We start from the raw sequence: 13,720 nt of genomic DNA, 5'->3' as shown, positions 1-13,720 counted from the left end.
TCACAACCTCGCTCATTGCGCCCTGACGGTTCACCAGACCTGACCGTATTTGCTTTTCAATTGTTGGGAGCTTCAGAGGTGTCCGTTTTGAAGGTCGGCGAAATGGTAGATCTGACTCCTGGAGTAGGTCAGTAACGGCCAGTAGCGGCCCCAAGTGCATAGCAGGACCGCTGTCGGCCAAAAGCGGCTGTACGAGCAGGCGACCAATTTAATACCTTTACAGTAACCTTCCTTAAGGTGGAACAATGCGTCACGAGTTAGTCGACCTAATTGAACGAATGACAGTCCGCGAGAAAATCATCAATTCGGGCGATTCGATTTCCTGGCATGCGTATCGCGAAGCAGAGCGGCTTGACGACAAATCCATGGTTGATGAACTCGATGAATATCTTGCGCAAAAGCCAACGAAAGATCAGCGATCAGCAGCCTACTTCATCATTGGTAAGATCGCAAAGAACTGTGCCAGCCTAGAATGCGCGTCACGCTTAATTGCATACTCATCTAGGGAAAAAGATAAATATGCGCTCGCAAATCTTCTTGACGGGCTTGCAGAAATACCAAAGCCCGAAAGCCTCGAAATCGAACCGCTATTCTCTCTCCTACAAGATAGTCGATGGCTTGTGAGGCATGCTGCAATCCGGTCTCTTCAAGGGTGCGCGAGTTCCGAAGCTGAAGATAAGTTGTTGGAAGTGCTAGCCAATACGTCTGATCCCGATGACGCGGTTTACTGCCACAGCACTCTTGGCAGAATTGGATCATACAAAGCCCTACCCGCTCTTGCGCAGGGCCTAAAATCTCGAAAGCGCGATGTGAAGATTTCAGCCCAAGCGGCAATTACGGCGATTGAGGTACGAAATGACCGCTTGACCGAAGAAGCTATAGTGGTCCAGCTTTAGCATTGAGCGTCTGGTTTGCAGCAAGGCGAATGATATTTTTGGGTCGAATTGCAATAGCCTGCTGCCGGCCAAGAGCAGCCGGTCACACATGTCAGCTAAAATCGGGGCGATTCCGACAAACTATTTCGTTACGAATGAAACGATGGACGATCCTCAGAGCCTATGGCAGTCATAATAGCTAAATCCGTACAAGAGAACGTACAAAAAGAATTTCATCGCACAAAGTGAATAGTACGGCGGCTCCAACCTTCCATCGTGGGGCTGGCCAGTTTCTATGTCGCATTTATATATTTTTTTGCGCGAGAGCATGCCAAGACCGGGGCGATTTTAACTCGATGGGTAGGTCTGATTTTTAACTTTATATTTCAAAATAATGAATCCGCCTTGGCTTAAATTTCCAAACATACTTTTTCGTTCAATTGGATGGCGCATGGGTTTTGGCGAAGAATATATGCGCCAATGGGAAGCCCATTACTTCGCTCTGAGTATAGACGAACGTAACGACTATAAAGCTTCATTTCCTGAGCCAGAATCATGGCCGCACTGGTATTCAATTGTTGAGCAAATCCAACGCACCCGCATTGAAGACGATGCATACTTTGCGGACCTCAAGTCAAAAGATAATGCTTCTTCTTGAAAGTGAATGTCCGGTTGTGGGAAGCACCAGAGTCCGCAACGGGTCGGAAGTTGCCGGTCGTTGGACGTCGTGTGTCAGGTCAAGTCTGAGCTAGTACACTTAAAGCTCTTCAAACAACGGTAGATTCCCACCTTTGTCGCTCAGCGCGCTTATCACTCTTGTTGGCGGTTGCGTTGCGCCATTTAGCAGGACGCTCAAAGCCGACTCCACATTTGCAGCCTTTTCTAGCGATCCAACGCGAACCCCTATAAGGCGCAATCGTCGTTCAAGCGGCACACGCTTTAAGCATTGTCCGGCAAGTCGCCGAATGACTATTTCATCATTCGTGTAGCTGTCAACGGTATGATCACGTGTCGCGATCTTAAAATCGTCATATCTGAGTTTGATCCCGATCGTTTTTCCAACATAACCTTTACGCTGCAAATCCGCAGCAACCTGTTCGCAAAGGCGAGTAAATATCGCACCCAATTCTTCTTTATCGCGCACGGCATGCATGTCACGTTCAAAGGTGGTTTCGCGGCTCATTGAAACCGGTTCGCTGTGCGTTTGGACCGGACGATCGTCCTTACCTCGTGCTGCATTGAACAGCCATGTGCCATAGCTTTTGCCAAAGTGCTGTAACAGCCAGCTATGTTCTCGCATCGCCAATTCGCCAATGGTCCGAATTCCGAAACTCATCAGTTTTTCATCGGCTTTGGGTCCGATGCCATTTATCTTGCGACAGGGCAGTGGCCAAATCATCCTCTCGACGTCCGTCTCATAGACGATAGAAATACCATTTGGTTTATTAAACTCACTTGCCATCTTGGCTATTAATTTGTTTGGGGCAACGCCGATCGAACAGGTAAGCCCGGTCACTTTCAAAATTGAAGCCTGTATAGCTTCGGCTAGCATGCGCCCACCGTCGTCTTGCGCCCCTGGTACATTCGTCAGATCAAAAAACACTTCGTCGATTCCGCGATCCTCCATGATTGGCGCGATCTCGATTATTTCCGATTTAAACATTCGCGAATACTTGCGGTACTCGTCAAAATCAACTGGAAGCAAGATCGCTTGAGGACATTGCTTTGCGGCCTTCATCAGTCCCATCGCAGACCCAACGCCGAATTTCCTAGCCGCGTATGTTGATGTAGTAATCACACCACGGCCAGTGTAATCTTTCAAAAGAGGGAATGCTGAGATCGGGATATCGCACAAAGGCCGTTGGCCTGCAGCTTTTAACATCGTATCGTCGGGTCTCCGACGTGAACCGCCGATTACAACCGGCAAGCCCATTAGCTGGGGATAACGGAGCAATTCCACCGATGCATAAAATGCATCCATGTCGAGGTGTGCAATTCGGCGAGTCATTGAGCGATGGAGCAGCTATAGACGAACGACGCCAGAAATAATTCGACGTAAATTGGTCGACGTTCCGGCGACAGAATAGAATATTATGAACTTCATCATTCGCACATAATACTGTATAAAAGAACAGTGGTGCAAACTCTATTGTATCGTCAAAGGACAGTCTGATCCGATGTGCTGCCCAGCATCTCGCAGCGACCTGAGCAGTTTAAAAAAACACCAAATCTGCTGCAGGGAAGGCTGGGTCGGTATGGTCAGTCAAGGGGTGTTCATAAAAGTGGTACATAGAAGCGATTATATAAACTCCCCAATGACGACCCTTCGCTCAGGACTTCGCCTTGTAAAAATCTCCAAGCAGCTTGCGCAGGTCACAAGGGGTATTCAGGAAGACGTCAAGCCTATCAATCTGTTGAGCTCTGACCTTTTCAAGTTCTTCCTGCAGCGCGAGATTCTTCGCCTCTAGGTCACCGATACGTTTTTGAAGTACTGCGCGCGGAGCAGTCTTGTATTTGAGTGTAGTGTTATTCTGCGTCTGCCTTTGCACTTCTTTGGCCTCGCTGAATGCCTCGGCAATGAGTTTTCTGCCGTTCCACTCCTTCTGAGAGAGCATCTGGCGGTTGAACCCATGACCTACTTTCTTTTTTGCATGGGCTATGATGCTCTCCCATGTCACGGGGATTTCCGCATCGGGCATACGTTCGATCATGCGGCAAATCTTCCTTGCCACCTGCTCGGTTAGAAGTTCCTTTCTTCCGGCCATCCTCAGTCCCGTTCCTCGTCATCATCAGCTTCGAGCAGGTGTCGCTCATCCTTCAGGCCCATCGCCTTTGGTGCGAACTGGGGGAAGCGTTCTATCAATGTTTGTTCATCGCGTGCCACCTGATCCCGGCCTCCGTGAGAATCGAGAGCGATCTCCAGTCCGGGGGCGGCATGTTGGGTGGCGTTGTGGTATTTGAGCAGCGCCCCATTTGCCACCTCGGGATCATCCAATATCTGAACATATCCATTTGCCACAAAAGCTTCATGAAGACGATTGGCTAACAGCTTGTCCTTGATCAAATGTTTGATCTCGTGAAACTCGCGGATCAATTGGGTGGCGACTTCCTCCATCGGTTCACTGTTGAGCCCCTGCTTGATCAAGGCCAACATGTGTTCACCCAGGGCATCCTGGTCGTCGGCAACATGGCGATTGTGAGCGTAAGCCAAATTCTCCAAATGACGGACTATCGAAGTAACGAGAATTTTATTTCGGTTTCGAACGGCATCGTTCGTCGGGATATGTCCTTTGACGACACCGCCGTCGTCGCACGTCACGCACGAGTTACTGTAATTCCGACAAGGTGTTTCGTGATGTTGATGGAAACATATCCCATATCGTTGCGGATAGATAATGATGATTCCATGGCTCGTTCTGGCGATTGGTCGGTCGTCAATGGCCTGTGCGATGTGATCCATCGAGGTCATGCTGATGCCGGCATCATGAACCGTGACGATGGTTGTTTTCAGGCCAAATTCGTTTTCGAGCTTATGGGCCTTATCAAGACCCATCGACAAATCGGTTAGTTCGGAAATTTCCGGCATGGCCGAGAACTCAGCCAAGTTTTCGGCGGTTCGAAAGTCGTAGTATTTAATCTGTGACAGTCTTGACCGGTTGGCCCACTTGTTGACCAGGGCGTCCGAAAGTTTTTCTCCGTACGTCAAGGCCATGGTCGTCAGCCATCGGCGCGGGTCGTGAGTATCGATTTCGGCAACCTGAATCCGGCCATTCACCGGCATGCTGATGCCTAGCTTTTCAAAGATGGATGGCTGCGCGTCTTTTTTCCTGCTGGATGTAGTAGATCGCTTTAACCTTTTGTTAATATGACCATAGCTAGTGGCGTAAGGCAAAAACGGCACTGTATCCCGATCAAACAGGAAGAGCATTTTCGATAGATCACCCTCGTAATGGTTAGTGGAAGTCACTTTGCGGCAATTGACCATAGCTTGGTGAACCTTTTTTAACAGCAACTCCTCGATGGCGGCCCAGGGTAGGAAGTCGATCATTGGTCGAGTGACGAGGCACCCATTTATTTGGTGGGAGTTAGGATTTGGGGCCTTAAATATCCGGCTTTTGAGTTCGTTGAAATATCTTCTTGGCGAGGAGTTTCTTGCTTCGGAAGGCAGATTTCCCGTCATATAGATAATTTTTGCTAGATCGTGTGCGCTTAGGTCTTGGCCCCGCATGTATTCCAATTCGGGGGGGAGATAGAGCATTGCGGGGTATTTTTGATACCACTTAACGAGCATACGCGAGCGCTTGCCGTGCTCCAAGATGACGCCCGTAGCGTAGTGAAACGCATCGATCATGAATTTGAGAATCGGTTTGGCACTCCACTGGGCTCCTTTAGACCCCTTCATCGTCACAAGCAGCATCTGGTGAGCGCGTAGCACGTCGCTGGTTTCTGCGCACGATTTTTGCGCATAATCTTCAATCGTCACGTGATCATCGATGCTAGAACATAGGACCTCATTGATTCGTGAGGGAGCACATAAGTCACGGATTATTGCGCAAATGACAACTTTATCATGGGCATCGAGTCGTGAGTCGTTGTCAATGAGAGCGTTCATCGCGTCGTTGAACGCTTCCATTTTTGTGTTCAGTAAGTCACCTCGTCCCTTGCGTCGTGCAGCAAAGTGGCATCTGACAATGTCTGAAAGTTCGGTTTTGGCTTCGACCGAAACGTTAAATCCGATGCGGGGAAGCACACCTTTCGCAGCGAGCTTAACAATCAGTGTTGTCCGGGCATTCATAGCATTTCGAATTTTATTTGCAGAGCTAGGGTTAGCTCTTGCCAGAATCAAGCTGTCCTCTTCGATTTTTCGCAAGTCACTGAGGGTGAGATCAAAGAGTCGGTGGGCAGACGCTGTCGCCAGCGGACGGAAGACATGTATTTGGTAGTCTATAGATTTTGGTTTTCCAGCAATCATGAATTCCGCCACAAGACATCGCAGAACATCGCGATAACTTTCATCTTTTTCGGCAAAGTCGGCAAACGGTTCGGTAAAATACCAATCCCCTTGTGACGTCTGATATAGTGTCTTGATTGGCCAGTAATCTGCGTCAAAATCGATTTTCGGAAAGCGTAGTCCCATTCGCCGTTTGCATTCCGCGCGCCACAGATTCAGAGCGTTCCGCCGCTTGATCATGTCAAACTCAATTGGCTTATTCATCACGGCGCCTCCGAGGTTATTGCTTGCCTGTAGCGATCCGCTGCGTTCATCACAAAAATAATTTGGTACTTGGCTTCCTGTGTCTTTTGAAGCATGTGATGAAAGGGCTTACCTCTTTTCTTAAAGTCTTCGAGGTCCAATTGCACCGTATTCAGGTTCACGCTGTGATCCGCATCCCAGCAAGGTGTGAAACGCCAGCATCCATAGCAGACAATAGGTGCGTGTTCGCACTGAATTTGCCTGCCGCATTCTCCGTTAAGTTCAATTTTTCCGCTGTCCAGATCCTCCGACCGGATAGCCTTATCGATCGAGACTGGATCACTCTTTGATCGGAACCGTTGGAACGCCGGAAGATGGCTTTGGAAGGCGGGTTGCATCGCATCGCTCAGTTCGTTGAATAAGCCCTCGAAGGCAATGTCAACGTAGGCTCTGCAGACAACTTCGCTCGAATGTTTCAAAACGGCTTGAATGGTTTGTGCGGATGCACCTGTGAGAGCCAGTTGCGTCCCGACCGTGTGTCGCAGGACATTGGCATTTAGGCTACCTCGGACATCGGGAAGTGCCTTTTTAATAGCGTGCAGGTAGGACCCATGAAAGTTGTCACTGGTCTCAATTCTGCCGAAGTTTTGATTCGCATTGCGACTGATCCAAATTGATTTTCCCTTCCCCAGTTTCCTAGCCGGAAAGAGCGCGAGTCTACCAATATCATTCGGGCCAACCAAATGGCCGTAGCGCTCGATCACATTCTGTCGTTGTTTTTGAAGCAATACACCCACGGGCTCGTTGAGCCTATAGCAAATTTTATCGGGGTGGTGCACGCGGGTCTTGGTCGGGATGATGTAGATGAAGAAGGAATTCGATTTCTGATCAAACTTTAGGTCCTCCAACCGAATCTGACGGTAACTGTCAGGACGACAGAAGACAGCAAAAGCCAGATTGACGAAAGAGAAATGCCCAATGTCCATTTCGCCAGTGTCATAGGCTTGCTCACATTGACTTAAAATATGCACGCATGCGGCGCGGGTGAGCGCCTTCGCGAGAATCCTGTCGATCTGCCGACCATGTCTTCCCTTACTATCTCTTTTTTCTGGAAAGTCACTGTCGTGTAGTCCCGGCGCAAACAACTGTGAATAAGGGTTGGCGGCGAATGTTTTTTTTAGAACGCATAAGCAACCGACTGGTAAATTTTCTTTGACGGTGTGAAGCTCAAGCAGAAATGACTCATCAATGATCGAAATCTTTCGATCGAAGATTTTGAATCCAATGACTTTGCGAAACAATAAACATATATAAACGGCATCGGTATTAATCGTCGATAGCATAACTTTGTTGCGCCGTCGGATTAGTATTTCCTTGAGGTGTTGCAGAAAATCGTCCTCGAAGCCTCGTCGAAGGTCTGACAAATCTATCGTGATAGTTTTTTCTCTTCTGTCGTCAGCAGGACCGGAAGTTTCGTGCATGGTAAAGACAAATGGAGTCGGATCATTCCACTCCACAGTTGTGTTACCAACTGTCTTATAGACCATCAATATTCTCCTATTTATGCTTTTTTGCTTGCGCTTCGGCGATCAAGTTTTCGCTGAATTCCATCAGATTGATGTTTGCTTGATCCGATATTGTTCGGGCCGCATAACGTTCTGGCATGTTGCTGTTATGCGTCCAGCCGAATCGTGATTTCATCTGATCCTTGGCCCGATCGTCCGTACCTTTGTGTTTCAGGAAGAGGGCGGCTGAAGAGTGACGCAGAACGGACCCGCAAAAGTCGTATTTCCTTACGTTCGGGAAGTACGGGTCGTCGCCCACTTCCAATAGTCCTAGTTCTGCTAGGCGTATGCCGAGTCGGCTAAACATGTCGGTGATGCTGGCGCGGTGTTTAAACGGTTCACCTTTTTCACTCAGAAAGAGAAATCCATTGGATTGGTTGGTTAGTCGTTTCGATAGAACGGCAACTCGCTCGATATTGATGTAGTCGTCAATCGCCTCGATGGTGAATGGCCAGAGCTGGATCATCGTTTCACTTGCACTGTTGACGCGTGTGCTAGCGCCCAGTTTCAGCACAGGAGTATTGGCAGTGACCCTTTCGCGGCGTTTGACGCGGTTATCGGTTATAACCAAATGGCTTGACTCTGGCCTGTAATTCGTGCGCGTAACGTTGCCAAGCGTCCCAGGTCGCAAGCCCTCGCAAGCCAATAATGCCATTGCCCGATCCCGGAGAAGGTTTCGTGAGATTTTTCCTGATTCACTCAGGAAAAGTTCTTCAGGCCGGAGAAATATCGCTCGAATTACCTCGATAAATTTGTCATGTGGCAGGCTCTTGATGTCATGGTGATGTCCCTGCTTTGTGCCGGTGATAGTAGTATTCATTTGATGTCTAGTTATATTGTATGCACGGTCTAAATCATTGCGTAGCGTGCTGGATCGAATATTAGGATCTAGGAACACTTCAAAGAAAAATTTGAGGTATTGTGAAATATAATTTGCCTGCTTGGACGCCGTGTTCGATTCGACTGCATCAGGTAAGTTGATCGGAGCTTTGCCGGCCTTCGCGCCGGTGAGAAAGACCACTTTTTTATCGGACATTGCCTCGATTTCGGGGATGGGGCGATAGCACAAATCTACCAGTTGCTTAGTTTCATCGAAACTTAGACATCGCCCTTCGACGGCTCGAAGCGCGAGTTCGATGCGATGAGCGCGACAGAACACATAGAGGATTCGGAGCGACTTACTCACAGCGCCGTGCGTGTGCGGATTGATGAACTTGGATGACAAAAATTTTGAGAACGGGTAGTGAATTGTCCCGTCCTCGTGCAGGAGCATGTAATTTTTTTTGGCAAAAATTTGTCTCATAATCAAATCGCCTTAACGTTAGGTCGAAAGACGAATGGTGTCGTGAACATTAGAGTTAAGCTCAGCCGGAATCGACCTGTCGCCCTCAAAAATCTGAGTCTATGTATATGATCGTTTTTGCCCATTTTTCTCTCGTGTCGGTAGGTTCGAAAACCGCGTGAGCGATCCTCGAACATGAAATTCGATGAAATGATTTTTTTTGCGAAGGGCGAAAGCAGGCAGCCCCACATCGGGCCACTTGACAAGGCCGGAAGGGGGTCGTAGAGTTGGTTTATCTAGGTCAAATTAGATAAACAGCCTCAGGCCGGCCCTCGTTTTCGCGAACGAGGGCTTTTGCTTTACCCAATCGATTTAACTTGTGGGCATAGGGTCTCCTTTCTCGTGGGCGCGAGCCAGAATGGCGTCGAGCTCCACCAAATCCTCATTTCTGAGCTGGGTTACATATTTCGAAAAGCGGTATGCGACTTGATAGGCTTTTACGCTTATTTCACCTCGCAGCTGAAGCACCTTTTGCGATTCGTCTGCCGCTTCAATAAGGCGTTCTTTTTGAGTACCTGAAAGCGTTAATGCTGATGCAAGTCTTTCAAGGAAATTCCTGTCTGTGGGCGCGCTTTTCCCCGTTTCTATTCTGCATAGATAGGGAGCACTACATTGTGTTTTTTTTGCAACGTCCTTGAGAGTCAATTTGCTCCGAAGGCGGTGCGCGCGAATTTCATTTCCCAAGGGATGGATGGACATAATGTATTGTCAAATTTTGTTTCGACTACTATGCCCGATCTGATTGTTAACTTCAAGCGCGTAATTGAAAAAATATTCAATTAAATCAAATACTTATGAGAATTAATTTGAAGTTTTTTTTCTATTAATTTTCGAGAAGAAATCTCGAAAATGTAATTTTTTTTATTATTTTCGGTTTAATAATTCATACCGATAATATTTAATATTCAAATTTTTATCGGTTCTCGACTCGATGCTGCCTTTACTGGCATTTGATCAATTGAAGTCGGGTAGAGAATCTTTTGGCGCCCTCTGCAATTCTTTACTTTGGAATGATGAATGAGCTATTACATTCGTACTTTTAGTACCTTGAACGGGTCAAATTCACAGATCTGGAAAATCGAGAATGACGTTGCCGTTCGGATCGGGGTCACAAACGCTGAACAGACTCCAGGAGCTTATTTCAAAGCTGCGCCTGGCGAGACGATTTGGGACGCGATCCGTCGTGAGTTGCCGTGGTATGAACCGAATGGGCAATGTCCTTTTCAAAAAACTACTCTTCAGCCGGGTGAGTATTATCCGCGAATGGCACGGCCCATCGATCAACATCCAGCCGAATCTCCTGGTTGGAGCCCTGGTGTGGAAAAAGAAATCAACGTCGTCGCCATCGCGCTTGGTCGGCTATCCATCAATATGAGCTTGAGTCAGAATTATTTCTGTATCGGCGATTCTTAAGTCAATCTATCGCCAGCAGAATCCTTGGTGACAGCGAAGATTTCGATTAGAACCCAAATACTAACTAATACGAAAGAAACTGGAAATTTGAAAATGAACGCTGCCAACATCATTAGAACCGTTGTTAGTATTTGTGCAAGGCCGCGTCCCACATAACCGGCATAGAAATTGTGAATACCTATGGCTCCGATGAGCAATGCAAGGACAATGTAGATCCAACGTCTCTTTCTGCTTTTGGTGGGTTGATATGAGGATCTGTTTAGAAATGACGCTCTGTTTTTGTGGCTGTAGTAGTCATCTTGGCCTGCTTGGCGATCATAGTTCGGATTACCACCAAGAAGGCGAGGAGGTTCGTCACCTAGTCTGGCGGAGTAATTTGGATTGCCGTCCAGAAGACGTACCGGTGCAGGAATGGGGGACGCTGCAGGAGAAGGGGACGAAGCATGCTGCAAATTTCTCTTGGCCAACGGAAAGCCGCAATGAATACAATTGGGAGCTTGATCGGAAATCTTGGCTTCACACTCGGGGCATGCAATTAGCGTCACTTGTAATTCCTGTTGAATTTATTAAGACAAAAGCATACACCACCGTATAAAGCCTTGGACTTATTCCAGTTCAGGAGCAGCTCTGTCTTTCGCGCCGCGTTGTGCTTGTCGTGCTTGAAAGCTCAGCTGGCGGGAGATCGACGAGCAGACTTTCTTCATTTGTCACAATTGCGCGGGCAAGTATGGCTTCTTCCTCTGCAGTGATTTCACCGTCTTCCATGTTATAGACTTCAAGTATGTTAAACCTTGGCCGACAGTGTCAACGAATCATACACAGAGATAATCGCCACGAATGGCTGCTTTGGAATCAAAGAGCGTACGACCGTTTCTGGCCGATTGCGGTACGTTGCGGGCTGACAGCATATCGTCGGCACAAGCCCTTGGTAAGCACGTGCTATCACTCAGGTATGGTGAGTGTCCGAACAAATTTGATCACGTCATTTTTCTTCCTGCTCGGGAGCCGATGAAATGTCAGCATCAGCTCAGCCAAATTATCTTCTTCTGTATAAAAGTAACCCGTTGGCACGCTCAATATCTTGGATAAATTCTGAACGATCCTATAGTCGGCTTTATGAACTCCTAATTCGTAGCGATTAATTCGTGGGCTGGCGACGAATTCATCCAATCCAGCTTGGATTCCAAGCTGTTTTTGCGACAAACCAGCGGCAATACGGGCTTCTTTGAGGCGGCGCCCCCATATTTCATTGGAATTGCTCATTACGTAGTTCTCAAAATATATAAGAACTACGAGATTCGTAATTATTTGCTATCCTAGATACTACGTATATCGTAGTATTCGATCTTGACCAAATCGACAAGGCGCCTAAGTATCAGGGCTATTGAGGATCGTCCTTAAAGCAGATTGATTGGGTTGGACGGATTTCGACTGATGACGGTCCCTGGATGATCGTGTCGGCGTAGTCACAAGGTCCGCATTCGCCCGGTAGCGCTGCTCCAACAATTTTATAATTTATGATTCTTTCGACCCTTTACATCATCACAGTATTTGCTCTGTGTGTGCTCATGACGCGTTATGCGCCGCTTCCATCATTTGATCGCTTCGATTCAATAAGCAAAAACTTCTTCCTTGCATACTTGGGATTTGCCGCATTTGCAGGATGGGTGCTTCCTCACGAGCTTCAGCAATCATTTGGTTGGGACTTTGGTGCAAATTGGTTATCGCGTGTGGCGCAGATCTTCGGCGCAATTGGAGCCGTATATGTGGCGGCACGCGGGTTGATTATTTGGGGAACAGTTATTGTTTGCGGCTTACTTATCCTTGCAATTGGCAAAGTGGGGACATTCATCTTCGGATAATGCCCATTCGAAGATGACAAGCTTAAGACATTTTTACGGAAATCTCAGGATTTCAGCGATCAGCAGGCAGATATAAAACGTGATTTTGTTTCTTGATTTTGACGGTGTGTTACATCCGGACGCCGTTTTTCTAATTGGCGGACATCCCATCCTTGCAAGGGGAGGGAAAACTTTTATGTGGGCGCAGCCACTCGTTGATTTGCTAAGTTTATATCCAGAAATATCTATTGTGCTATCAACACCATGGGTAGAACATATAGGATTCTCACGCACGAAAGCCGTGCTTCCTGAGCCGCTGAGAAAACGCGTGATAGGAAGCACTTGGCATTTTGCGATGATGCCTAACTCAGGAGGCGTGTTATCCGATTGCGAGGATTGGTATGACACCGCAACCCGCTACGAGAAAATTGCACGATCACTTAAACGCACCAACCTATCTAGTCGAGATTGGGTAGCCATCGAGCATAATATTCAAGCGTGGCCACAGGAGATGCTGCATCACCTAGTTAAGGTAGATCGTAAAAAGGGCCTCTCCTGCCAAGTCTTTTTGGCGGAACTGAAAGCGCGACTTGTCGAGAATTACCTCGCCCATACCAGTCGGGGTACCAATATCAATTTCAGAGCGCCTGTGCAATTGGAGACTAATATAGAAGCATGAAAAACCGTTTCCGCTTTGTCAGATCATGAAAATCCAAATTGCTTCCGACTTGCACTTGGAATTTCTGGACCAGAGATTCCCCGATTATCGCGTGATTCAACGCGCGGATACGCATGTCCTGGTTATTGCCGGTGACATCCACCGCAATACCAAGGCGATCACTGCCTTCGCAGATTGGCCGGTGCCGGTGATCTATGTGCACGGCAACCACGAAGCCTACAAGGAAAAATATTTTGATTTGGTTGAAGAGTTGGATAATTTTGAAGCGAGTGGCAACGTGCATTACCTTGAACGTAAAGAATACATTCTCGACGACGTGCGTTTTCTTGGTTGTTGCCTATGGACAGATTACTGGGTGGATTCGTCGAATCCATTGAGTGCCATGCGAGAAGCGGAACGGAATCTGAATGATCATAAAGTAATTCGTGGCAAGCACGGACGGTTTACTGCGCAAGATGCATTGAAAATTCATCAAAAATCACGCCTGTGGTTAGAAGAAAAACTGAATGAGGATTTTGATGGTCGCACGGTGGTCGTCACCCATCATGGGCCGCATCCGAATTCCATCCATCCACGCTTTGCCGGTACATTATTGAATGCAGCGTTTGTGAGCGACTTGACGCCTTTGATTGAGAACGCGAATTTGTGGATACATGGGCATGTGCACGACAATTTCGATTACCAGATCGGCACTACGCGCGTCATTGCCAATCCACGTGGCTACCCCGTCAATGTCAGAACGGCGCCGCATGTCGATCGGCTTGAATGGGAAAACGAAGCATTTGATCCAGCGCTGGTGATCGAGATCTAA

At 47.7% G+C, this 13,720-nt stretch carries 14 protein-coding genes; 6 read left to right on the top strand and 8 right to left on the bottom strand.

Annotated features, from left to right (window positions below):
- Nucleotides 1-245: 245 nt before the first annotated feature.
- A complete protein-coding gene (locus tag CFter6_RS13310) occupies nt 246-896 on the top strand; it encodes a HEAT repeat domain-containing protein (protein WP_061540340.1) in 651 nt (216 codons plus the stop codon).
- Between the two features lie 430 nt (nt 897-1,326).
- Nucleotides 1,327-1,533: a hypothetical protein gene (locus CFter6_RS25675; protein ID WP_150118754.1), complete on the top strand. Its 207-nt coding sequence runs from the start codon at nt 1,327-1,329 to the stop codon at nt 1,531-1,533.
- A gap of 99 nt (nt 1,534-1,632) precedes the next feature.
- Here the strand turns inward: CFter6_RS25675 and dinB are convergent, their stop codons facing one another.
- From dinB to CFter6_RS25115, 6 genes are all read right to left on the bottom strand, one after another.
- Nucleotides 1,633-2,883 (bottom strand): DNA polymerase IV, encoded by a 1,251-nt coding sequence (gene dinB / locus CFter6_RS13305; RefSeq protein WP_335340281.1) that lies wholly within the window; start codon nt 2,881-2,883, stop codon nt 1,633-1,635.
- A gap of 322 nt (nt 2,884-3,205) precedes the next feature.
- On the bottom strand, nt 3,206-3,586 hold the full coding sequence (locus CFter6_RS13300; RefSeq protein WP_150118753.1) for a hypothetical protein: 381 nt from the start codon (nt 3,584-3,586) through the stop codon (nt 3,206-3,208).
- A gap of 56 nt (nt 3,587-3,642) precedes the next feature.
- The gene (locus tag CFter6_RS13295; protein WP_061540338.1) at nt 3,643-6,090 is read right to left on the bottom strand and encodes a hypothetical protein; all 2,448 of its coding nucleotides are present in this window, start codon (nt 6,088-6,090) and stop codon (nt 3,643-3,645) included.
- Nucleotides 6,090-7,616: a tyrosine-type recombinase/integrase gene (locus CFter6_RS13290; protein WP_061540337.1), complete on the bottom strand. Its 1,527-nt coding sequence runs from the start codon at nt 7,614-7,616 to the stop codon at nt 6,090-6,092. Before CFter6_RS13290 ends, CFter6_RS13295 begins: the two co-directional genes overlap by 1 nt.
- 10 nt (nt 7,617-7,626) lie before the next feature.
- Nucleotides 7,627-8,937 carry a hypothetical protein gene (locus CFter6_RS13285; RefSeq protein WP_061540336.1) on the bottom strand — a complete coding sequence of 437 codons (1,311 nt, stop codon included), beginning with the start codon at nt 8,935-8,937 and terminating at the stop codon, nt 7,627-7,629.
- Nucleotides 8,938-9,288: 351 nt separating this feature from the next.
- Nucleotides 9,289-9,675 (bottom strand): helix-turn-helix domain-containing protein, encoded by a 387-nt coding sequence (locus tag CFter6_RS25115; RefSeq protein ID WP_082814767.1) that lies wholly within the window; start codon nt 9,673-9,675, stop codon nt 9,289-9,291.
- Between the two features lie 318 nt (nt 9,676-9,993).
- Between CFter6_RS25115 and CFter6_RS13275 the strand changes: the two genes are divergently transcribed.
- Nucleotides 9,994-10,389: a hypothetical protein gene (locus CFter6_RS13275; protein WP_061540334.1), complete on the top strand. Its 396-nt coding sequence runs from the start codon at nt 9,994-9,996 to the stop codon at nt 10,387-10,389.
- Here CFter6_RS13275 and CFter6_RS25110 read toward each other — a convergent pair.
- The gene (locus CFter6_RS25110; protein WP_082814766.1) at nt 10,386-10,934 is read right to left on the bottom strand and encodes a TM2 domain-containing protein; all 549 of its coding nucleotides are present in this window, start codon (nt 10,932-10,934) and stop codon (nt 10,386-10,388) included. The genes CFter6_RS13275 and CFter6_RS25110 overlap by 4 nt on opposite strands.
- A gap of 397 nt (nt 10,935-11,331) precedes the next feature.
- Complete coding sequence (locus CFter6_RS13265; RefSeq protein WP_061540332.1) at nt 11,332-11,652, bottom strand: helix-turn-helix domain-containing protein; 321 nt, start codon at nt 11,650-11,652, stop codon at nt 11,332-11,334.
- A gap of 254 nt (nt 11,653-11,906) precedes the next feature.
- Here CFter6_RS13265 and CFter6_RS13260 point away from each other — a divergent pair, with 254 nt between their 5' ends.
- The 3 genes from CFter6_RS13260 (at nt 11,907) to CFter6_RS13255 (ending at nt 13,720) form a co-directional block, all read left to right on the top strand.
- Nucleotides 11,907-12,251, top strand: a complete 345-nt coding sequence (locus CFter6_RS13260) for a hypothetical protein (protein ID WP_061540331.1) — start codon at nt 11,907-11,909, stop codon at nt 12,249-12,251.
- A gap of 79 nt (nt 12,252-12,330) precedes the next feature.
- Entirely contained in the window at nt 12,331-12,909 is a 579-nt protein-coding gene (locus tag CFter6_RS25665; RefSeq protein WP_150118752.1) for an HAD domain-containing protein, read from the top strand.
- Between the two features lie 25 nt (nt 12,910-12,934).
- Nucleotides 12,935-13,720 carry a metallophosphoesterase gene (locus tag CFter6_RS13255; protein ID WP_061540330.1) on the top strand — a complete coding sequence of 262 codons (786 nt, stop codon included), beginning with the start codon at nt 12,935-12,937 and terminating at the stop codon, nt 13,718-13,720.

The sequence above is a fragment of the Collimonas fungivorans genome, from assembly GCF_001584145.1.
Classification (GTDB): Bacteria; Pseudomonadota; Gammaproteobacteria; order Burkholderiales; family Burkholderiaceae_D; genus Collimonas; species Collimonas fungivorans.
This window is presented reverse-complemented; position numbering and strand designations above follow the sequence as displayed.